Annotated in this window: 20 protein-coding genes; 9 read left to right on the top strand and 11 right to left on the bottom strand. The window is 61.3% G+C overall.

Annotated elements, in window-relative coordinates:
* The first annotated feature begins 27 nt into the window (after window positions 1-27).
* The gene (locus ACZ5WW_RS23910; RefSeq protein ID WP_377163676.1) at window positions 28-1032 is read left to right on the top strand and encodes a phosphodiester glycosidase family protein; all 1005 of its coding nucleotides are present in this window, start codon (window positions 28-30) and stop codon (window positions 1030-1032) included.
* Between the two features lie 50 nt (window positions 1033-1082).
* Here ACZ5WW_RS23910 and ACZ5WW_RS23905 read toward each other — a convergent pair whose 3' ends face one another.
* The 8 genes from ACZ5WW_RS23905 to ACZ5WW_RS23870 all read right to left on the bottom strand — a co-directional run bounded on the left by ACZ5WW_RS23905 (window position 1083) and on the right by ACZ5WW_RS23870 (window position 7304).
* Window positions 1083-2882 carry an FAD-dependent oxidoreductase gene (locus tag ACZ5WW_RS23905; protein ID WP_377163674.1) on the bottom strand — a complete coding sequence of 600 codons (1800 nt, stop codon included), beginning with the start codon at window positions 2880-2882 and terminating at the stop codon, window positions 1083-1085.
* Window positions 2883-3106: 224 nt separating this feature from the next.
* Window positions 3107-3955 carry an SMP-30/gluconolactonase/LRE family protein gene (locus ACZ5WW_RS23900; protein WP_377163672.1) on the bottom strand — a complete coding sequence of 283 codons (849 nt, stop codon included), beginning with the start codon at window positions 3953-3955 and terminating at the stop codon, window positions 3107-3109.
* A complete protein-coding gene (gene tsaB, locus ACZ5WW_RS23895) occupies window positions 3952-4590 on the bottom strand; it encodes a tRNA (adenosine(37)-N6)-threonylcarbamoyltransferase complex dimerization subunit type 1 TsaB (protein WP_377163670.1) in 639 nt (212 codons plus the stop codon). Before tsaB ends, ACZ5WW_RS23900 begins: the two co-directional genes overlap by 4 nt.
* Before the next feature lie 51 nt (window positions 4591-4641).
* Entirely contained in the window at window positions 4642-5064 is a 423-nt protein-coding gene (tsaE, locus tag ACZ5WW_RS23890; RefSeq protein ID WP_377163668.1) for a tRNA (adenosine(37)-N6)-threonylcarbamoyltransferase complex ATPase subunit type 1 TsaE, read from the bottom strand.
* Window positions 5061-5348 (bottom strand): hypothetical protein, encoded by a 288-nt coding sequence (locus ACZ5WW_RS23885; protein WP_377163666.1) that lies wholly within the window; start codon window positions 5346-5348, stop codon window positions 5061-5063. The genes tsaE and ACZ5WW_RS23885 overlap by 4 nt, the downstream gene beginning before the upstream one ends.
* A 4-nt stretch (window positions 5349-5352) precedes the next feature.
* On the bottom strand, window positions 5353-6258 hold the full coding sequence (locus ACZ5WW_RS23880) for a thiamine-phosphate kinase (RefSeq protein ID WP_377163664.1): 906 nt from the start codon (window positions 6256-6258) through the stop codon (window positions 5353-5355).
* Between the two features lie 11 nt (window positions 6259-6269).
* Window positions 6270-6587: a hypothetical protein gene (locus ACZ5WW_RS23875; RefSeq protein ID WP_377163662.1), complete on the bottom strand. Its 318-nt coding sequence runs from the start codon at window positions 6585-6587 to the stop codon at window positions 6270-6272.
* A 102-nt stretch (window positions 6588-6689) separates the two neighbouring features.
* Window positions 6690-7304, bottom strand: coding sequence for a superoxide dismutase (locus tag ACZ5WW_RS23870; RefSeq protein WP_377163660.1), 615 nt, complete (start codon window positions 7302-7304; stop codon window positions 6690-6692).
* Window positions 7305-7431: 127 nt separating this feature from the next.
* On the opposite strand from ACZ5WW_RS23870, the gene ACZ5WW_RS23865 reads away from it, so the two are divergent.
* The 3 genes from ACZ5WW_RS23865 to ACZ5WW_RS23855 all read left to right on the top strand — a co-directional run bounded on the left by ACZ5WW_RS23865 (window position 7432) and on the right by ACZ5WW_RS23855 (window position 11749).
* A complete protein-coding gene (locus tag ACZ5WW_RS23865; RefSeq protein WP_377163658.1) occupies window positions 7432-7878 on the top strand; it encodes a hypothetical protein in 447 nt (148 codons plus the stop codon).
* Window positions 7879-7933: 55 nt separating this feature from the next.
* A complete protein-coding gene (locus ACZ5WW_RS23860) occupies window positions 7934-9925 on the top strand; it encodes an adenylate/guanylate cyclase domain-containing protein (protein ID WP_377163656.1) in 1992 nt (663 codons plus the stop codon).
* Window positions 9926-10126: 201 nt separating this feature from the next.
* Entirely contained in the window at window positions 10127-11749 is a 1623-nt protein-coding gene (locus ACZ5WW_RS23855; protein WP_377163654.1) for an excinuclease ABC subunit UvrC, read from the top strand.
* Between the two features lie 42 nt (window positions 11750-11791).
* On the opposite strand, the gene ACZ5WW_RS23850 is transcribed toward ACZ5WW_RS23855, so the two are convergent.
* Both ACZ5WW_RS23850 and ACZ5WW_RS23845 read right to left on the bottom strand, forming a co-directional pair.
* A complete protein-coding gene (locus ACZ5WW_RS23850) occupies window positions 11792-12178 on the bottom strand; it encodes a DUF2237 family protein (RefSeq protein ID WP_377163652.1) in 387 nt (128 codons plus the stop codon).
* Between the two features lie 7 nt (window positions 12179-12185).
* On the bottom strand, window positions 12186-13412 hold the full coding sequence (locus tag ACZ5WW_RS23845; RefSeq protein ID WP_377163650.1) for a polysaccharide lyase 6 family protein: 1227 nt from the start codon (window positions 13410-13412) through the stop codon (window positions 12186-12188).
* 193 nt (window positions 13413-13605) lie between these two features.
* Between ACZ5WW_RS23845 and ACZ5WW_RS23840 the strand changes: the two genes are divergently transcribed.
* Genes ACZ5WW_RS23840 through ACZ5WW_RS23830 form a run of 3 tightly spaced genes read left to right on the top strand, consistent with a single transcriptional unit; the run spans window position 13606 to window position 15321 of the window.
* The gene (locus ACZ5WW_RS23840) at window positions 13606-14307 is read left to right on the top strand and encodes a GAF domain-containing protein (RefSeq protein WP_377163648.1); all 702 of its coding nucleotides are present in this window, start codon (window positions 13606-13608) and stop codon (window positions 14305-14307) included.
* A 44-nt stretch (window positions 14308-14351) separates the two neighbouring features.
* Window positions 14352-14723 carry a VOC family protein gene (locus tag ACZ5WW_RS23835; RefSeq protein ID WP_377163646.1) on the top strand — a complete coding sequence of 124 codons (372 nt, stop codon included), beginning with the start codon at window positions 14352-14354 and terminating at the stop codon, window positions 14721-14723.
* 40 nt (window positions 14724-14763) lie between these two features.
* Window positions 14764-15321, top strand: a complete 558-nt coding sequence (locus ACZ5WW_RS23830) for a HEAT repeat domain-containing protein (protein ID WP_377163644.1) — start codon at window positions 14764-14766, stop codon at window positions 15319-15321.
* 26 nt (window positions 15322-15347) lie between these two features.
* On the opposite strand, the gene ACZ5WW_RS23825 is transcribed toward ACZ5WW_RS23830, so the two are convergent.
* Entirely contained in the window at window positions 15348-16997 is a 1650-nt protein-coding gene (locus ACZ5WW_RS23825) for a UxaA family hydrolase (RefSeq protein ID WP_377163642.1), read from the bottom strand.
* 89 nt (window positions 16998-17086) lie between these two features.
* Between ACZ5WW_RS23825 and ACZ5WW_RS23820 the strand changes: the two genes are divergently transcribed.
* Window positions 17087-18850 (top strand): ATP-binding cassette domain-containing protein, encoded by a 1764-nt coding sequence (locus tag ACZ5WW_RS23820; protein ID WP_377163640.1) that lies wholly within the window; start codon window positions 17087-17089, stop codon window positions 18848-18850.
* A gap of 123 nt (window positions 18851-18973) precedes the next feature.
* Complete coding sequence (locus tag ACZ5WW_RS23815) at window positions 18974-19450, top strand: glycine cleavage system H family protein (protein ID WP_377163638.1); 477 nt, start codon at window positions 18974-18976, stop codon at window positions 19448-19450.
* Window positions 19451-19464 lie beyond the last annotated feature (14 nt).

The following is a 19464-nucleotide window of genomic DNA, read 5'->3' as shown; positions in this document are numbered from 1 at the left end:
ACTTGTTCTCCATGCTGCCGCACCCCCATGCCTAACAAACGCGGATGCCTGAAACTGCTTCTGCTGCTCGTCCTTGCCGGCGCGCTGCTGGTCTGGCTTGCTGGGGAGGTCTTTTTCAACCTGAACAGCAATCTCGTCGCCGTCGCGGTGCGCGACTCCAAATCCCCCCTCCAGATCCTCACCAAACGCGGTGAATGGAAACCCGCCCAGGCCCTGACCGCCGGTGACCTGGATGCGGCCCTCATCGAGCGCCATCGCGAGACCGGCATGCGCTGGGCCACGCTCAAAGTCCGGCGTGCAGGCAGCACCGCGGCCAGCATCGCCCAGCGGGTTTTCGGGGCGGAAGTACACGTCGTCACCCTCTCAGCAGACCGCTTCGACTTCATGACCACCTACCAGCCCAAGTTTGCCCTCACCACGGCGCATGAGCGCATGGCGGACGGCAATCTGTGGTTCTGCATCACCGCAAACTTCCGCGACCCCAAAGGCCGCCCCATGGGCTGGGTCTATCATGAGGGACGCCAGGTCAATACCCCTTTCGGTGACTGGAGCGGCTGCTTCTTCGTCAAGGACGGCCGTCCCTGGTGCGGGCCCAAGTCGCTCCTCAATGAAGTCCCCGGTCTCATCCAGGAAGGCTGCCAGGTCTATCCCTCCGTGATGAAGAACCACACCACCTTTTCCTACGTGGACCTCAAGCCCGACGAGTTTTTTGACGGCAGCAGGATCAGCTATCGCTCACTCGCCGGCATGAGGCAGGACGGCACCATCGTCTTCGTGCTCTCCGGGGATGGAGGCGTCATGAATGTCAGCGAGGTCACCGAGATCGCCCGCAAGCTGGACGTGCAGCATGCCACCCTCCTCGACGGCGGCCGCGCCCTGCAGTACTCCATCCGCACCGATGACGGGCCATGGCACTTCCACGCTTTCAACACGGAGCTGCCCTTCAAGCACAAGTGGCTGGAGCGGCAGATGTCGCCGGTTTACATCGGCGTCAGGCGCAAGGCGCCTGCGATTGTGCAGGGGCCGCAGTAAACCGCAGTTCCAAGTTTAGTCGGATGTGAAAGCGAACTTGGAAGTTCGATCTACCGTCCCTGCTTGCTCTTCAGCTCCTTGACCCAGTCGGGGTGCTTCTGCTTGTACTCCTGAAAGGCCTCGTGTTCGTCCCTGGAAATCTTGCCATCCTTGCTGGTGTCGATGAAGGGAAAGAGCCATTCCCAGCCGGGCTTGGCTTCGCTCCAAGCCTCCTTGGACTCCCACTCGCCCGCAGCCACGGCTCCGGGTTTGGGGCGCACGCTGGGACCGGTCCATTGCAAAATCTGACCGCGCTTGAGCAGAGTCTGCTGCAGTTTGGCCACATCGATCTGCTGCACGGTCACGCCTTCATGGATGGCCTGCGAGGCGGCCACACCGGCGGATTCTCCCATGACGCAAAACACCGGCTCCATGCGGGCTGAGGCGTAGGCGATGTAGCTGGCCGAGAAGCACACGGGAACCAGCAGATTGCCGCAAGCTTCGGCCTTGGGCGTGAGCGCACGATACGGAATGGGATAAGGATGCCCCGTGCCCTCCGCACCGCCGACAAACATGTTTCCCTCGGTTGCCACGCCCATCTTTCCGGTGGTGGGATCGGCCACGGCATAGCGGCGCACGGGATAGATATCCACTCCGTAGAGCGCCAATCCAACACTGTCGGTCACCTGGGTCTTGTTCCACACATCCGCCAGGGTGAGCACATACGGGCCCTGCATACGCCGGGAGATGCGGACGTAGAGCTGATTGGGCCAGCCGGCGGTGTCTTCATGCATGGCTCGGTTGAGCCCCAGCTCTGCTGTCTCTTGGCGAAACTTCTCCGGCACACGCGGGTCGGTGCTGAGGAACTCATGCAGACCGCTCAGGTAGTCCAGATGCTGCTGCCACACGCGTGTCTTTGCCTCACGGCTGCCATCCTGATAGTAACGGCTCACGCCCAGCGGCGCGATGGTCACGAGGGAGTCGCGCTTGTAGTTGTACTCTCCGCTGTTGAGCCAGCCGGGGAAGATGTCGCGCAGACGCTTGAGCAGCTTGGCTTCGCCGCCCTCGGTAGTGCGGACGAGGTGCTCCACGTAGCGGCCCACCACCTCGAAGTTCTTCGCATCATAGCCTGCGGATTTTTCAATCGGGATGCGTTTGGCGGGGTCTCGTGTGACGTAGAAGCGGTAGTTGTAGGCCTGTGTGTAGTCATCCGCCGCGCCTTTGGGCAGGCCGTGGTCTTTGTCCACCAGCGGCAGCAGACCGCTCTGTGGATCGCCCGGGATCACATAGGGATCGATGGGCGTCCAGTTGGTGGTCGGCCCCACGCCTGCGAGTTCTTCGTTGAAGACATCCTTTGACTCACGCCCCACTGCATAGGGGACGGCAGCCGCAGCCAGCACATCGCCCTCGTAGCTCGCGTCGATGAAGACCTTGGCCTCCACGGTGGCCGCATCTGATTGGGTGGCCTTTGGCGCAGGCACGCCATGGGCATCTGGCGGCGCAAGCTCCAGCACCAGCTTGGTGATGAACGCCCCAGCCTTCTCCGCCTTCTGCACGCGATGCTCAAAGAGCACGGGAATCCTCTCCTCCTCCAGCCATGCGGCGAAGGCCTTGCGGATGACCTCAGGGCTGTTGCCGAGCTTGAAGACACGGCTCGTCGTCAGCCCTCCCACTGCCGCCGGTGCGGCGCAGTCCTGCATGGGCTTGATCCCCGCACCTAGAATGCCACCCAGCCAGCGGCTGGGCTCCACGATGAGCACCGAGCATCCCTCCTGATGCGCGGCTACTGCCGCCACGATGCCGCTGGGCGTCGCGCCATAGATGCAGACGTCCACTTTGCGGGAAGAGGTTTCGGCATGGAGTGAGGTCAACAGTGCTGAAAGGACTAGAAGGACGCGAATCATGCAGCGTAACAGGCCACGAGATAGGCGGCTGTCATGTGGGTTTCTTGGAAGTACAACGGACGCTCCTGTCTGTCGGTACCAGCGCACATGCCAAGCTCCAGTGACCACACAATGCTGACCGCCCGTTCCTTCTTTGCGTGGAGTGAGCACTAATCGACGGGCATGAGGGCCCATCGCTCTTCACGAGGATCTCACCCGCCGAATGCGTGGCTCGGCACGCCCTGCACGCCGGGGCGGCAGACAAAGAGTCGTCCAGCAAGCGGCTCCTCCAGGCCAGGCTTCTTGCCGGTGGTGATGTAGAGGTCTTTGAGGTCGGGACCGCCAAAGGCGCAGGCGGTGGTCTCCACGCAGGGGAAGTCGATCTGTGCTTCAACCTTTTGCGACTTCGGATCATAGCAGACCACTTTGGCACCGTGGCAGAAGGCGATCCAGAGACGGTCCTCGCTGTCGATCGTCATGCCGTCGGGAGAGGAAGGATCGGCGCTGGTGTCCCATACCACGCGCTCGTTGGAGATGGCGCTGGTGTCTTTGTCGAAATCAAAGGCGCGCACCTTTTTGCTAGGCGTGTCGATGTAGTACATCGTGCTGGCATCGCCGCTCCAGATGATGCCATTGGAGTTGGTCACGGGGCCAAATTTTTTCTCCACGCGCAGGTCGGTGTGCAGGCAGTAAAGGGAACCTTCGGCACGCTTGGCCAGGCAGATGGTGCCGGCCCAGAAACGGCCTGCAGGATCGCATTTGCCATCATTAAAGCGGTTGTCCGGCATACCAGGCTCAGGATCGGCAATAGGCGTGCTGACGCCGGTTTCCTCATTGAGGAAATAGAAGCCGTCATCCCCGGCCCAAACCAGCCCGCCGCTGGCGCGCGGCACCACGGTGCCCACACGCTGGCCCACATCCCACACCTTCTCCTCGCCGCTGGAGGGCGTGAGCGCGATGATCTTGTGCGTTTCGATATCGACGTAGAGCAGGCGGTCGCCGTGCCAGATGGGGCCTTCGCCCCATTCGGAGACGTGGTTGGAAATGAGTTCAGGAGTCATGTGGTGGGAGTGAGCAGCGGCCGCTTGGGCATGGTGATGAAAGCTTCGGCCAGATAATGCGGAATAAGCGGCTGGGCGATGAGGGCGGCCAGTTCATCGGCAGACAGAGTTTGCACGATCTGCGCCAGCCGTGCCGCATCCGGCCTGGCGCTGCGCAGGGTGACGAGGCCCAGCGGTGGCTTGGGATCAAAGGTGAACCACGCGCGCGCATCGGCGGTGCGGGCGCGGGCTTCATCCGCAGAAACAATTTCCAGCTCTGGCAGCAGCCGGCCGTTTTCCACCTGAGCCAGGTAAAAGCTCTGCCGGCGGGCATCGCCAATGACGGGGTAGCTCTGCGGTGCCTCCCCGTCTGGGGCGGTGAGCGAGGACCAGCCCACACACCACACGCCGCGAGAGATGGCGATACCCTGCGCTGCCGCGATGGCGATGCGCACGCCGGTGTAAGACCCGGGCCCGTTGCCAATCACGATGCCCTTCAGCTCATCTCCCGCAGCCACCAGCGCCTCGCGCAACGGGGCAAAGACCTGCGCATTGTATGAGCGCTCCGACTGAAACGAAGCCCTAAACAGCACCTCCGCGCCACGCACCACGGCAATGCTGCCGTGGGCGGTGGAGAGATCGAGAGCGAGAAGCATGAGAAGGAAATGACGAATGAATGATGATCTGCCAATGACCAAGAAGTTTCGTCATGATTTGGACGACTCCGTAACGACGCGCTCTCCACCCGTCTGCGGCTCAATATGGAACCAACGCGTGTGCGGCGGCAGCAGCTCGGGGAACATGTCGGCCCATTCGACGATGACGACGCCAGGCTCCATGAGAAACTCATCCCAGCCGATGCCAATGACCTCGGCGGCGGAATCCATGCGATAAAAGTCGAAATGGAAGACTGGGAGGCGGCCATCCAGATACTCGTGCACCAGCGTGAATGTGGGGCTGGTGACGGCGGCCTGGGAGTTCATGCCGGCGACGATGCCGCGGGTAATCTGCGTCTTGCCCGCGCCCAGCGTGCCGCAGAGAGCGACCACATCTCCCGCAGAGAGAGACTGAGCGAGCTGGGTGCCCCAGGCGTGGGCGTCTTCGGCAGTTGCGAGGGTGGCGGCGATCATGAGTTGGACAGCAGTTCCTGGCATTTGGGCAGTTCTACGGCGACCTTCATCCTCATGTATGCCAAAGGCAGTACGGCAAGCATGCATGCCACCCATTTTTTGGTCCAATCGCCGCGGCGTAATGCTGCGATGACTGGAAGCAGACTTGAACCGAGGAACAGATCCGCAAGCAGGTATTCATTGACTGGATAATCGTGACCCAAGATTGAAAACGCCATCAGCACAACGGTTACTTGAAGAATCAAACTGACAGAAAGCTGTGCCGTGTGATCCTCTTTATTCATAGGATCATCCATCCGCACTCAGCGCAAAGTGATCCCAGCCCGTGCTCTCAAAGTCCGGCGGGCGGCCTTCGCCGGGGAGGACGAGTTTGCCGATGATGGTGAGGGGAAGCTTGGGGAAGGCCACACGCCATTTCTGCATCAGTGACTTCACGCTGCGGGGATTGACCGCGAGGAGGAGTTCGTAGTCTTCGCCATCGCCCCAGGCCTGGTCGAAGGTGCAGCCGGGATTGCAGGGCAAGGAGGCGACGTTCACTTGATAATGTGTGCCGCTGGCGAGGGCGAGACGGGGGAGGTCCTTGGCCAGGCCGTCGCTGATGTCCATCATGGCGTGCGGATGGGCGTTTTCAGAGAGCCAGCGGCCTTCCTCAAGGCGGGGCTGAAATTTGAGATGCTTGCCGGAGATGGAGCCGCCGAGACGGCCGGTGACGAGGATGACATCGCCTGCCTTTCCTTCGCTGCGGGAGAGCCAGCGTTTGGAGGGGACGGTGCCGCTCATGGAAATGGAAAGCATGAGGACGAGGCCGCGCGAGGTTTCACCACCGACGATGTTGATGCCGTACTCCTTGGCGATGGCGCGCATGCCGCGATACACCTCGGAAAGAAACTCCACCTCCATGCTGGGCGGAGCCACCAGCGTGATCATGGCATGGCGTGGCGTGCCGCCCATGGCCGCGAAATCGCTGACCACCCGAGCGATGGCCTTGCGCCCGATGAGCTTGGGCGGGGTTTCGAGGGTGAAGTGGACGTCCTGCACGAGGGCGTCGGTTTTGAGGAGGGTGTGCTCGTCCTTGGAGCCGCGAACGACCGCGCAGTCATCCCCAGCCCCGGCGATGACATCGCCGTCCAGCTTCACACCGCGCATGAGTTTGCGGATGAGGTTGTCTTCTCCGATGTCGGCCAGGGTGGGCATGGGTCTGTGATTCAACTCTTTACCACCACGTTCGTTCCATCAAAGTGCAGCAGGCGGTTCTTCAGCCCGCGCATGGCCTGCTTGTGGATGTAAACCTCCACCCCGCCAATCTGGTGGCGGTGTTCAGTCGCAGCCTGAGCCCCGCTCACCCAGGTGAGCTGGCACCACTCCTGGCCACTGAGCTCGCCCTGTGAGCAACGAACGTAGTCCAGGTGCAGCACGTCCCCGGGGTGGCCGATGGCCTCGGCATCGCGCTTGGACTCCAAATACTCTGCGAAGTCCTGGGAGTAGATCAGGCCGGAGCGGAGACGGTGGAGAACCATGGACATGGGCGATGACGAATGTGGCGGGCTGTAAAAAGCGACAAAGCGCGGGACGGGCAGGCCGTTCCGCGCTTTGTGAAATGACGTGTGGGTCAGTGTAAGCGGGAATCAGCCCAGAGCGGCGGCGTAGTTGGCGGCCACAGCAGTCCAGTTCACGGTGTTCCACCAGGCGGCGATGTAGTCGGGGCGCTTGTTCTGGTACTTCAGGTAGTAGGCGTGCTCCCAAACGTCGCAGCCGAGGATGGGGGTGCCGCTGCCGTCCATAAGCGGGTTGTCCTGGTTCGGGGTGGAGGTGATGGCGAGCTTGCCATCCTTGACCACCAGCCATGCCCAGCCTGAGCCGAAGCGGGTGGCACCTGCCTTGGCGAAGGCTTCCTTGAAGGCGTCAAAGCTGCCGAAGGCGGCAGTGATGGCGTCTCCGAGGGCTCCGGAGGGAGCGCCGCCGGCGTTTGGACCCATGATGTTCCAGAAGAGGGTGTGGTTGAAGTGACCGCCGCCGTTGTTGCGGATGGGCCCCTGCACGTCTGCGGGCAGCTTGGAGATGTTCTTGCAGAGGTCCTCGATGGACAGCGCCTCAAGGTCGGCCTTGCCGGCGATGGCGTTGTTCAGATTGGTCACGTAGGCATTGTGATGGCGACCATGATGGATCTCCATCGTCTGCTGGTCGATGTGGGGTTCCAGCGCGTTCGTCGGGTAGGGCAGCGGGGGGAGGGTGTGGGCCATGGTGTTGGGGTGGGTTGAGGTTAGGGGGTAAGTATCGCAGATACGTGCGCGGGCAAGAGGAAGGTTGTACCAGGAGCGACGAAATAGCCCACCCGGATCGGACGTTCTTACGCTACCCTCCAACCCCATGAAAAGCGCCATCCTCCTCCGCCTTGCCCTTGGCCTGATTTTCCTGACCACCCTGCCCTCCTGCGGATTTGCGTTCCGCTCTGCGTGGAAAAAAGCACCCGCCACCACCGGGGCAGAGGGAAAATGGAGCGGCACCTGGCACAGCGATGCCACCGGCCACCAAGGCACACTGCGCTGCGTGGTCTCCGCCCCGGTTGATAAGAAAGGCGGCCACGAATTCTTCTACCACGCCACCTGGAAGAAGATCCTCAGCGGCAGCTACAAGGCCACGCATACCGTGCAGAAGCAGAAGGACGGCACCTACACCTTCAAAGGCGAGCACAAAATGCCTGACTGGGCAGGCGGCCTCTACCACTACGAGGGCACGATCAAAGGTAATGACTTCAATGCCTGCTATCAGAGCTCCATGGACCGCGGCACCTACACGATGAAACGCGTGCCCTGAGCAACTACAGGTGCGGGTGCGGGGTTCATCCCTTGTCACCACCGCGCCCTCCTCCATGAAGTGGATCCACAGCTTCCGTGCCAAGCTCATCCTCACGATGTTTCCCGTCGTGGCGGGCATCACCATCGCCACGCTGGTGCTGGCGGAGTGGAAGTTCATGGAGTCCTACCGCAGGCTCTTTGAGGAGCAGTTTGACTCCCAGATCAGCAGCTACTCATCCGGCAAAAGGAAGCGCACGGAGGCACTTTCCAAGGTGCTGGACAAGCTTGCCCGCGAGACCGAGCTCATCAGCGCCATCTCCAAAAAGGACCTTGCTGAAGCCAACCGACTCCTGCGTGCTGAGCTGGAGCACCTGACCAGCGACCGCATCCTGAGCGAAATCCCCGGCGCCAACCTGCCGCGCCTGGGCAACCTCCAACCGCAAAGCCCCCCAGGACGCCCGAGCAGCGGAGAAAAAGAGAAAGAGCCCAAAGACAGGCCTAAAGACCACCCGCTGAGCCGACTTCCGCTCTCCCAGCTGCCGTACATCGCCCTGATCGACCCCGAGGGCAATTTCCTCCTCTCCCCCAAAAAGAACACTCCCGGCGGGCGTGACAACCTGCCTCCAGGCCGCGACATGCTGCCTCCGGCCCTGCCAGCCGCCCTGCCACGAGAGAGCTCCACCAGCGCGGAGTTTCGCCGCAGATCCGGCAAGCTTCAGTGGCTGGGAGACCGCAAGCTGGCAGACGTGCTCAAAGAGCAGGAAATCGGCTACCTGCGGGTGGAATTCGGAGAAGACAACCGCAACGAGCAGGTGCGAGAAGTTTACATCACCCCGGTGCGCGATCCCAAGTCCGGCCAGTTTCTCGGGGCCATCCTCTTCGGCCTGCCGCTGCAGGTGCTGGCGGAAAAGGTGCTGTATGAGCAGACCAAGCACTCCGACCTTGGCGAAATTATGAGCGGCGTGTGGGTGGAAGAGGGGCTGGTGAGCACGACGATCCCGAAAGATGAGCGGGACATTGTGGCGGCGCACATCGCAGACTCGATCCACCACACTCACAAAACGCAGCGAGGCATGACCGTCTCCATCCACGGAGAGCGCCACCAGATTTACTACCGGGTGCTGAACCCGGGCTCCCCTTTCCCGCTGGCGGCTCAGGTAAACCTCTACCCGCTGGTGGCGATGGACCATGAGCTGGCTGAGCTGCGACGTGATGTGGGGGCGCTGGGCGTGGTTTCTTTGCTGATCGCGCTGGTGGCGGTGCTCTACATCTCACGCGGACTTTCAGGCCCCATCAGCGAAATCGTCAGCGGCACGCACCAGATTGAGCATGGAAACTTCGATGTACGGGTGCCCGTGCGCCGCGACGATGAGCTGGGCCGTCTGGCATCCTCCTTCAATGAGATGGCCGCAGGCCTGGCCCTGCAGGAAAAGTACCGCAGCGTGCTCAATGCGGTGGCAGACCGCTCGGTGGCGGAGCAGCTGATCAGCCAAAGGGGTGCCCTGGGTGGTGAAATCCGGCATGTGACGATGCTGTTCTGCGACATCCGCGGCTTCACGGCGCTGACAGAAAACATGCCGCCGGCGGATGTGATCGACCTGCTGAACGAACACATGACCGCGCTGACAGACGTGGCCTACCAGCACGGCGGCATCGTGGACAAATTTGTGGGAGATCTGATCATGGTGCTCTTTGGCGCGCCGCAGAGCACGGGAGAGGACGCAGTGCGTGCCGTGCAATGCGCCCTGAACATGCTCAGGGTGCGGCGGGAGCTCAACGGCGTGTCCAAACACTCGCTGGAAGTGGGGATCGGACTGGCCACCGGCTCCGTGGTGGCCGGCTGCATGGGCTCAGACCAGCGGCTGAGCTATACGGTGCTGGGGCACCGGGTGAATCTGGCGTCAAGGTTGTGCAGCATCGCGCAGGCGGGTGAGATCATCATGGATGAGGAAACTTACGAGGATAGCAAGGCCCTGATCGAGGCGGCACCGATGCCGCCGATGCAGCTGAAGGGATTTTCGGAGCAGGTGCATCCCTGGCGTGTTCTTCAGGCACGTGCGGCGTAGCGGTGGTGGAAAGCGTATGCAGAGCAGCAGGGCGCGCCCTGCCAAACGTCCCCCACTCCATGCGCCTTACCAACCCAGGAAACGCGCAACGATCCCTGCCTCACAATTCTCAGTTCCCAGTTTCCAATTGATTCGCTTCGCCCACTTTTCAGTCTGCCATCCCAGCGTCATCTGCATTCGTTTATCATTTTCCGCTTCTAAATGCCCCCCCCCATTCCAAGGCCCAATCTCATCGCCAAGCTCCGTGATGTGCCCCACGTCCCCGGCGTGTACATCATGCGCGACCGCCTGGACAATGTGATCTACGTGGGCAAGGCGCGGGACCTACGCAAGCGCCTGGCCAACTACTTCACCCCGGCGCGCTCGCGCATGGCGGACCGCAAGACGCGCGCCCTCATCGCCAGCATCTGGGACTTTGATCTGCATGAGGTGAGGAACAACACTGAGGCCCTGCTGCTGGAAGGAAAGCTCATCAAGGAATTCCGCCCTCGCTACAACGTGACCTTCCGCGATGACAAGCGCTACATGCTCGTGCGCGTTCACTTTGGCGATGCCATGCCACGTCTTGCCACCACGCGACTGAAGAAGGACGACGGCGCGCGCTACTTTGGCCCCTTCCCCCATGGCATGGCGCTGCGCACCACGCTGAACTGGCTCAACAAAAAATTCGGCCTCCGTGTGTGCAACCCGCTGCGGCCGGGAGAGGCTGACTACAAGCACTGCTCCAACGACATCATCAAAAACTGCTCCGCGCCGTGCATCCTGCGCATTTCTCTGGAGGACTACAGAAAGCGTGTGGAGCAGGCCTGCGAATTCCTGGAAGGAAAATCCAAGGATCTCGTGACCGCGCTGGAAGAGGAAATGCAGCACGCCGCCGCCAAGCTGGACTTCGAAAAAGCAGCCCAGCTTCGGGACATGATCGAGGATTTCCGCAAGACGCTCATTCCCTCCCGCACCTTTGAGCGTGGTGCGCGGGCACGCGTCGTCCGCACCATCGACCCCATGGCGGACGTACAGGAGCTCAAGGAGCTGCTGCATCTGGACAAGCCGCCGCTCGTCATGGAGTGCTTTGACATTGCCAACATCGGCACCGCCCACTGTGTGGCCAGCATGGTGCGCTTTAAAAACGGCGTTCCGGACAACTCCAACTACCGCCGCTACCGCATCAAGTCCGTCTCCGGGCAGAATGACTTTATCAGCATGGCGGAGGTCATACGCCGCCGCTTTTCACGCATCCTGCTGCTGGGTCGCAAGGCCGCCGGACCGGATGCCGATTTCTCCCAGGAGTCTCCGCTGGAGGCCATGCGCCGGCTGGAACAAGACGAAGCGCAGGCCGAGGCCGACGGAGGCACAGATTCAGAATCTGCTGACCGAGGCGCCACCTTCATCCGCCTGCCGGACCTGGTGATTGTGGACGGTGGCAAAGGCCAGCTCGGCATGGCCGTGGCAGAGCTGCAAAAGCTGGGCCTGCATGAGCTGCCCATCATCGGTCTGGCCAAGGAAAACGAGGAAGTTTACCGCCCCGGGGAAAGCCATCCCGTGATCATCCCGCACGAGCGCGGCGCGCTGAAGCTGCTGCAACGCATCCGCGATGAAGCCCACCGCTGGGCCAATGGCTACCACCAGCTGCTGCTGGGCCGCCGTGTGGCCGAGAGCATCCTGGATGACTGCCCCGGCATCAGCAAAACACGCAAGGCGGCGCTGCTGAAGACCTTTGGCTCGGTGACACGGCTGCGAAAGGCGACGGTGGAGGAGATCGCTCAAGTGCCGGGCATCAGCAAGGTGCTGGCGCAGCAGGTGCGGGAGTTTTTGGAGAGCCGCTGAATCCAAGAAATGGAGAGTCAGCCAGAAACTGCCCAGCACTCCTCATTCATCATCCATCACTTCACCGGGATCATCGAGAGCATGGGCCCGGAGGTCTTCGAGATCGACCCATTCAAGGGCGGACTCATGCGTGGCTGAGAGAGACACTGGCGGGGCACAGCCGGCATCAAGGGCTTCCTTCCAACGTGAAACACAGAGGCACCAGCGGTCGCCGGGCTTGAGACCTGGAAAATCCCATTCGGGGGCGGGGGTGGAGAGATCATTGCCGCTGAGGTAGGAGAAATTGAGGAACTCCTCGGTGGCCTCGATGCAGACGGTGTGCAGGCCGACGTCTCCGGGGCCGGTGCGGCAGTAGCCATCGCGGTAGAACCCGGTCATGGGCTTGCGGCAGCAGCAGGTGAGTGGTTTGCGGAGGACGTTGGTACGCATGGGGGGACTACTTTTTCCAGGAAGGGCCGGTGGGTTCGAGGGAGGAAGGTGATGCAGCGGGAGGCTCGGCGGTGCCAGTGTTATTGTTCTTCATCGTTACGCCTTCTGCTGTGCATTTGATCTCAAAGGCTTCTCCTTTGTTGGTCTGGATGGCGTTGCCGCTGATCTCGCTTTCGAGCGGTGGGAGGGTGGCCTTTTTGTCGCCGCTCATGCCGATGAGAATGTTGTGCTTGCAGTTGATGAAGGTGTTGCCGGTGACTTTGGCGCGCTTGACCTGGAAGTAGCCGTTGGGCACGGAATCGGGGATGCCGAGCATGATGCACAAGGCGCTGCGTTCATTGTCGCCGGTGAGGTTTTCAAAGCGGTTGGCGGTGACGATGTGGTCTTCGCCAATGATGCGGACGCCGCCGGCACCTTTGGCCCCGTCTCCAACGAAGACGTTGTTCTCCACCTTGCAGCCGTTGCCGTGGCGGAGGGTGAGGGTGCCGGACACGCCTTTGAAGGTGTTGTGGCGGTAGAGATTGCCGCAGGATTTGTTGGAGATGCACTCGGCTTCGCCATCGCATTTCTCAAAGAGGTTGTGCTCGACGATGCAGGAGGCGGTTTGCATGGAGGTCTTGCTGTCGCCGAGGCGGATGGTTTCGCCGCCGTTCTGGCCCAGCCTCTGACGGGGGCCAAAATGGTTGTGGTCGATCTGGTGTTTGCCCTGGTCTTTGGCTTCGTTGGAGAGCCAGACCACCATGGTGGTTCCCTGGGTGGTCTTGCCTGCGATGTAGCAGTGATCGACGCGATTGCGTGCACCGTAAATGGAGACGAACTGGGAGGACTTGGCGGAGGTGAGCTGGGCATCGTTAGTGACGGCGCAGTTGGTGATGCGTGAGTCGAAGGCGAGCTGCTTGGAATCTTTGCGGAGTTCGATGACTTGTTCGCCGGTAGGATTTTGGAACCAGAGGCCGTCCACGATGATGTGGGAGCCGCCGACGGAGAGGCGGGAGGTGCCGGTGAAGATGACTTTTCCGGGAGTTTGCGCCTTGATGGTGACGGGCTTTTCGGCGGTGCCTTCGGCGTGGAGTTTTAACTGAGCATCTGCCCAGGTGCCGTCCTGGAGGATGAGGGTGTCTCCTGCGGTAATCTTTTTGGCGGCCTCTGCAAATGCGGCGGCATCAGCGATGGGGATGTCTTTGGCCAGTGCGGGTAGGGCAAGGAGGAGCGCGAGAAACAAAGGCTTGTGCATGGGGCCATCAGAGACGGGGGAGGCTTGACGGCAAGGTGGAAATCCTGGCCAGGATCGTCAGCAGAATTGTTCTCCGTCATGACTTTCACCGCGTTCACTTTCACAACTTGCTAAGTGATGCATTCAAAATCGCACCCTGGCAAAAAACGCTGCACATCAGGGCATTCGCATTCTAAACTTTGGCAGGATTCATATGACAGCCCCCCTTCCTCCGAACGAAACCAAACGGCTCGCTGCGTTGCGTCGTTATCAGATTCTCGACACTCCGGCAGAGCAGGCTTATGATGATTTCGCGTTTCTTGCCTCCACGCTGTGCGGCACGCCCATCGCGCTGATGACTCTGGTGGATGAGGATCGCCAGTGGTTCAAGGCGCGCGTCGGACTGACGGCCACCGAGACTCCGCGCGAGCATGCCTTCTGCGCTCATGCGATTCTCGGCACCGAGGTCATGGTAGTGCCGGATGCGACGGCAGATGAACGGTTCGCGCAGAATCCGCTCGTCACCGCAGCTCCCCACATACGCTTTTATGCCGGAGCGCCTTTGATTGACTTGGAAGGCCATGGGCTGGGCACCTTGTGTGTCATCGACCGCGAGCGCCGGTCGCTCACCGCTGAGCAAAGCCAGACCCTGCAGAAGCTGCTGAAGACACTGGCCCGCCAGATCATTTCGCAGCTGGAACTCCGCCGCACGGCAGCAGATCTCGCGGCGGCGCTCAGTGATCTGAAGACGCTGCACGGACTGCTGCCCATCTGCTCCCACTGCAAGAGTGTGCGCAATGACGCCGGCTACTGGGAGAGCGTGGAAAGCTACGTGCATGCCCATAGCGAAGCGGACTTCAGCCATGGCATCTGCCCGACCTGCATGAAGGTGCATTATCCTTCGATTTGCAGCTAGCGCAGGCATTTGCTTTCACCTGCGGAGCATCCAAGCTCCCGCCCATGAAGCCCAATCTCGTCTGGTTCGACATTCCTGCCACCGACCTCGCACGCGCCATCCGTTTCCACTCCGCCGTGCTCGGGCGGGAGATCAAGGAGGAAAACTTCGGCGGCGTCCCCACCGCCATGCTGCCGACGGCGGATGGTGGGCAGCAGGGATGCGTGGTGGTGGTGAAGGATTTCAAGCCTTCGGCGGACGGAATCATGATTTACTTTGATGTGAACGGGCGGCTGAAGGAGGCGGTGGCTGCGGTGAGGGCGAATGGCGGGATAGTGCAGGCGGATGTGCACTCGATCGGGGAATATGGCTTCCGCGCGGAGGTGCTGGATTCAGAGGGAAACTGCATCGCGCTGCATTCGGAGACGGAGGGGTGATTTTTGCACACCGTCATTCAAATATGTATGTCTGAAATGTATGTCTGAAGATGCACTTGTCAGAGAGTTAAAAGCCCCTGATTTATTAACTCGATTGGCTGCAATTGACAAAGCTGCGCTCGATCCGCAAAAGCACGCTAAGCAAGTCGCTTCTTTGATGCTGCTCTACCCAGGCGATGCGTATTTCGTTTTAGAACGAATTCCTCGTTTCGGAGATTTTATGATTCCACCATTGAAGGAAATGGCCGAATCGGTTCCCGACGAATCGATTCGAATTTTGGCTGCAATCGGGCTGGCTCACTTCAAACAGCCTCTTGATAACCGATTCCTGCTGAGAGCGATTCATGACCGTTCAACCTATCAACACCTGGCATGCCATGCTCTGAGGTGGCTTGGCGATCAAGATGTGATTCCGGAACTGCTGGCCGAGCTTCACGAAACTTCGGCGACAGAAACGGTGGATCTGGACAGGCTCAGCAGTCTGATCTCTTGCATCGAAGCGCTCGGAGGGACAATTCCCTCCGATGAACGCACGCGCCTGATAGCAGAGGGTCCGCCTTTAATCCGAAAGATGCTGGATGCAAAAAGACCTGGCTAGGGAACCGCCTAAATAGGATTTTATTGTCACAGCGACACGCCGCGCTTCCATGGCAGGAAGTCATCCTGCCCCAGAGCTACCGCTTTAGGCATGTACTCTCCGCTCGCCGTCGCGATGACGAGTTCGAGCATTTCTTCGCCCATTTGTTCGACGGTTTTTTCGCCGGAGATGATGGGGCCGGTGTCGAAGTCGATGAGGTCGGGCATGCGGCGGGCGAGATCGGAGTTGGTGGAGATTTTGAGGGTGGGGCAGACGGGATTGCCGGTCGGGGTGCCGAGGCCGGTGGTGAAGAGCATCATGTTGCAGCCGCCGCCGGCGAGAGCGGTGGTGCTTTCGACGTCGTTGCCGGGAGTGCAGTAGAGGGTGAGGCCGCCGTGCTGGCGGATGGGCTCGGCGTAGTCGAGGACATCGACGATGGGGCTGGTGCCGCCTTTCTTGGCTGCGCCGGCGGATTTGATGCCGTCCGTCACGAGACCGTCGCGGATGTTGCCGGGGCTGGGGTTGGCATCGAAGCCAGAGCCGCAGGCCTGGGCGGTGGCTTCGTAGGCGCGCATGAGGCCGACGAATTTGTCGGCGAGGGCGGCGGTGACGCAGCGGTCGCTGAGGCTTTGCTCGACGCCGCAGAGTTCAGGGAATTCGCTGAGGACGGGTGCGCCGCCGAGAGCGGCGAGGAGATCGGCGGTGTGGCCGATGGCGGGATTGGCGGAGATGCCGGAGAAGCCGTCGCTGCCACCGCATTCGACGGCCATGATGAGATTGCTGAGGGAGCAGGGCTCGCGGGTTTGTTCGTTCGCGGTGGCGAGGTGGAGGAAGGTGTCGCGAATGGCGGCGGCCATCATGTCGCGCTCGGATTTGCTCTTCTGCTGTTCGTAGATGAGGAGGGGCTTTTCCAATTTAGGGTAGAGGGCGGCCATCTCGCTTTCGAGGAGGCTGACCTGGGCATGCTGGCAGCCGAGGCTGAGGATGGTGGCACCGGCGACGTTGGAGCTGTGGATGTAGCCGGCGAGAAGGCGGCAGAGGGCCTGGGCATCCTGGCGGGTACCGCCGCAGCCGAGGCCGTGCTCAAGGAACTTGACGCCGTCGATGTTTTTGAAGACGCGGGCGGCGGTGGCTGAGGTTTCGGCTTCGAGGGTGGCGGCTTCGATTTCATCCCGTGAGGCACCGGAGCGGTGGAGATCCACGAGGCGCTGGGCGAAGCGCTCGTAGGGGGAGGTTTTGCCGTAGCCGAGGCTGCGGGTGAGTGCCTCGCGCATGAAGGCGAGGTTGCGGTTTTCACAGAAGACGAGGGGGATGACGAGCCAGTAGTTCGCGGTGCCAGCGGGGCCGACGGAGCGCTTGAAGCCGTTGAAGGTGCGGGTTTTCCATTTGGAGACGTCCGGGGGCGTCCAGGTGTAGTCGCGCTGCTTGCCGCTGAAGGCGGAGGTGGCGTGGACGACGTTGTGGGTGTGAATCAGGGCGCCGGTGGCGATGGGCTGGGTGGCTTTGCCAACGGTGACGCCGTACATCGTGACGATGTCGCCGACGGCGAAGTCATGGGCGGCGAATTTCTGCTTGGCGGGGATCTTTTCGCGCAGCGTCCAGGAGCGGCCGTTCAGAGAGAGGGCGGTGCCGGCGGCGAGGTCGGAAAGGGCGACGATGGCATCGTCAGATGGATGGACTTGGAGGATGGAGGCCATGATGGGGCAGGAATAAAGCGCAGGAGGGTGCTGGGGAAGACGGAATTTTGAACTTTGCTCTTTCCGCCATACCGGGTTAGATCGGGAATATGCTCGAAATCAACAATCTCTCCCATGTTGTTCCCGGAAAAGGCAAGGAACCTCTCCGCGTGCTGGAACAGGTCAGCTTTTCGGCTCCGGGCGGGCATGTGCTGGCGGTGATCGGGCCTTCGGGCAGCGGCAAGACAACGCTGCTGCGCATCCTGGCAGGACTCACGGAGCCCGAGGCGGGCACGGTCACCCTGGGGAAGCGGGATTTGATCAAGCAGCCGCTGTATGCAAACCAGCTCGGCTGGGTGCCTGCGGGGGATGACAATCTGATCGAGCACCTCACCGTGCGGGAAAACCTGACCAGCGCGGCCATGCTGCGGGGAGCCGGGCGCACGCGGGATGAGGTGATCTCCCGTGTTTCCCACGTGCTGGTGACGGTGGGACTGGAGAACATCGCCACGGAGCGCACCTCGGCTCTGGCGCTGCCTCAGCGCCGTAGGCTCAAGCTGGGGCTGGCCCTGGTGGCAGACCCGGTCATCGTCTTGTGCGACGACTTTACTGTGGGCCTGGACGTGCGCAGCGAGCGCGAATTTGAGGCATTGCTGAAGCTGGTGGCCAGCGACCGCCCGGACCGCATTGTGATCCATGCCACAGACGCGCTGGCCAATCTGGGAGCCTATGACACGGTGGTGGTGCTGCATGAGGGCTATGTGGCCTTCCATGGTCCTGCACGCGCCGTGCCGCACTATTTCACGGTGCCGACTTATGATGAAGTGTATGCCCGCCTGGCCAAGCGTCCGGCCCAACGCTGGGGCGACTCCTGGATGAAGCACCGCGATGCCTATTATGCGGCCTTCAAGCTGGGTGGCGGCGTAGCGGACAAGCTCTCCGCCGCAGAGGAAGACCCCGGAGACGAGGACCGCACGATCATCATGAAGCAAAAGGGCGACTCGGATGAGGAGGAGACCAAAAAGCCCGCTGAAACCGAGACGAGGCCGATCATTCCTCTGCCCGGCATTTTCAGCCAGGCACAGCATCTGGTGAAACGCCGCTGGTCTCTGCTGAGGCGGACGCCGCGGGAGTGGATCACACACGCCTCGCTGCTGGTTGGGGCGCCAGGCGTGGCAGCCCTGCTTCTGCTGCCCAATTTAAAACTGCTCAAGGACATGCGCGGCGGCAGCACTGCGCCGGATGTGGTGTGGCCGGCAGCCAACACCGTCTCGATGATTGTGCTGATTCAAATCCTGCTGGTGATGTTCATGGCTCTGCGACTCGGAGCGCGTGAGATCGCCGAACGCCGCGCCCTTTACGAGCGTGAGCGCATCGGCGGGGTGAGCCCCACCGCCTGGCTGCTGGGCTCGCTGCTGTTCATGCTGCCCATCATTCTCGTGCAGAGTGTGTGGATGGAGATGTTTCTGGACATTGTCTCCGATGGGCTTCCGGGCACCGGACCGGCCAAGCTGCTGCTGCCAGCCCTCTCGGGTGCTGCCTTTGCGGCCATCTGCCTGGGCATCTCGGCAAATTCAGGCAGCAAGGAGCGTGCGCATAGCATCTCTCTGACGCTGCTGTGTGCCAACGTGCTGCTCTGCGGCGCGCTGCTGGGCTTTCCGCGGATCATGGGCCATGTGGTGCATCCGTTCATCACAGCGCATTATGGCTGGTCGGGCATCATCGACTCCCTGGAAAAGACCGCTTATTTTGATCCCATCGACAAAATGGTGAAGACGTGGTTTGCCACACCAGATCTTGCCATGACCATGCTGGGGGTGCATTTCCTCATCGGTGTGGTGCTGACGTTTGTGGGACTGCAGCGGCGTGCCTGATCCAGGCAGCCAGCCTCAAGGTGGTCTGACAGCGAGTCATGGGCACACACGATCACGACTTTTCACTCAGCACTGACCTGCCGTAAACCACCCGAACTCCAGATCTTCGGCTCATCCATTCCCATGCTCAATTTCGTCCGCTTCAAGCACGCCCGGTTTTCCGCCCGCTTTCCTGACACCTTCCGCTACTCGCGCTCGCACTACTGGATGGCACCCGTGGAGGGCCAGCCCGGGGTGTGGCGCGTAGGCTTTACCAAATTTGCCACCCGCATGCTCGGCGAACTCGTCGATTGCGAATGGAAACCCGGCGACGGAGCCAAGGTGACGCCGGGCGACAACATCGGCTGGGTGGAGGGATTCAAAGCCGCGTCTGACGTCTATTGCGTGATGAACGGCGCTTTTGCAGGCGGCAATCCGGAGCTGAAAGTGGACGCCTGCATCGTGCGCAGCGATCCCTACGAGCAGGGCTGGCTCTACGCCGTGCGTGGGGAGCCCGAACCCGAAAGCTTGGATGTCCAAGGCTACATTGACCTCCTCAGCGCCACCATTCACCGCATGGCGGAAGAAGGCCATGGCGAAGAGGGGGCCTCCGAAGAGTAACAATGTCTTAAGCG

This window comes from Prosthecobacter fluviatilis, from assembly GCF_055388355.1.
The sequence above is the reverse complement of the archived record's forward strand: the minus strand, read 5'-3'. Positions and strand labels throughout refer to the sequence as shown.

Excerpts from the sequence above, each read along its gene's own strand:
- ACZ5WW_RS23820 (WP_377163640.1), top strand. The coding sequence starts at position 17,087 with ATGCTCGAAATCAACAATCTCTCCCATGTTGTTCCCGGAAAAGGCAAG.
- ACZ5WW_RS23855 (WP_377163654.1), top strand. The coding sequence starts at position 10,127 with ATGCCCCCCCCCATTCCAAGGCCCAATCTCATCGCCAAGCTCCGTGAT.
- ACZ5WW_RS23885 (WP_377163666.1), bottom strand. The coding sequence starts at position 5,348 with ATGAATAAAGAGGATCACACGGCACAGCTTTCTGTCAGTTTGATTCTT.
- ACZ5WW_RS23815 (WP_377163638.1), top strand. The coding sequence starts at position 18,974 with ATGCTCAATTTCGTCCGCTTCAAGCACGCCCGGTTTTCCGCCCGCTTT.
- ACZ5WW_RS23830 (WP_377163644.1), top strand. The coding sequence starts at position 14,764 with ATGTCTGAAGATGCACTTGTCAGAGAGTTAAAAGCCCCTGATTTATTA.
- ACZ5WW_RS23865 (WP_377163658.1), top strand. The coding sequence starts at position 7,432 with ATGAAAAGCGCCATCCTCCTCCGCCTTGCCCTTGGCCTGATTTTCCTG.
- tsaE (WP_377163668.1), bottom strand. The coding sequence starts at position 5,064 with ATGATCGCCGCCACCCTCGCAACTGCCGAAGACGCCCACGCCTGGGGC.
- ACZ5WW_RS23845 (WP_377163650.1), bottom strand. The coding sequence starts at position 13,412 with ATGCACAAGCCTTTGTTTCTCGCGCTCCTCCTTGCCCTACCCGCACTG.
- ACZ5WW_RS23835 (WP_377163646.1), top strand. The coding sequence starts at position 14,352 with ATGAAGCCCAATCTCGTCTGGTTCGACATTCCTGCCACCGACCTCGCA.
- ACZ5WW_RS23880 (WP_377163664.1), bottom strand. The coding sequence starts at position 6,258 with ATGCCCACCCTGGCCGACATCGGAGAAGACAACCTCATCCGCAAACTC.
- ACZ5WW_RS23910 (WP_377163676.1), top strand. The coding sequence starts at position 28 with ATGCCTAACAAACGCGGATGCCTGAAACTGCTTCTGCTGCTCGTCCTT.
- ACZ5WW_RS23870 (WP_377163660.1), bottom strand. The coding sequence starts at position 7,304 with ATGGCCCACACCCTCCCCCCGCTGCCCTACCCGACGAACGCGCTGGAA.
- ACZ5WW_RS23840 (WP_377163648.1), top strand. The coding sequence starts at position 13,606 with ATGACAGCCCCCCTTCCTCCGAACGAAACCAAACGGCTCGCTGCGTTG.
- ACZ5WW_RS23860 (WP_377163656.1), top strand. The coding sequence starts at position 7,934 with ATGAAGTGGATCCACAGCTTCCGTGCCAAGCTCATCCTCACGATGTTT.
- ACZ5WW_RS23825 (WP_377163642.1), bottom strand. The coding sequence starts at position 16,997 with ATGGCCTCCATCCTCCAAGTCCATCCATCTGACGATGCCATCGTCGCC.
- ACZ5WW_RS23875 (WP_377163662.1), bottom strand. The coding sequence starts at position 6,587 with ATGTCCATGGTTCTCCACCGTCTCCGCTCCGGCCTGATCTACTCCCAG.
- tsaB (WP_377163670.1), bottom strand. The coding sequence starts at position 4,590 with ATGCTTCTCGCTCTCGATCTCTCCACCGCCCACGGCAGCATTGCCGTG.
- ACZ5WW_RS23850 (WP_377163652.1), bottom strand. The coding sequence starts at position 12,178 with ATGCGTACCAACGTCCTCCGCAAACCACTCACCTGCTGCTGCCGCAAG.
- ACZ5WW_RS23900 (WP_377163672.1), bottom strand. The coding sequence starts at position 3,955 with ATGACTCCTGAACTCATTTCCAACCACGTCTCCGAATGGGGCGAAGGC.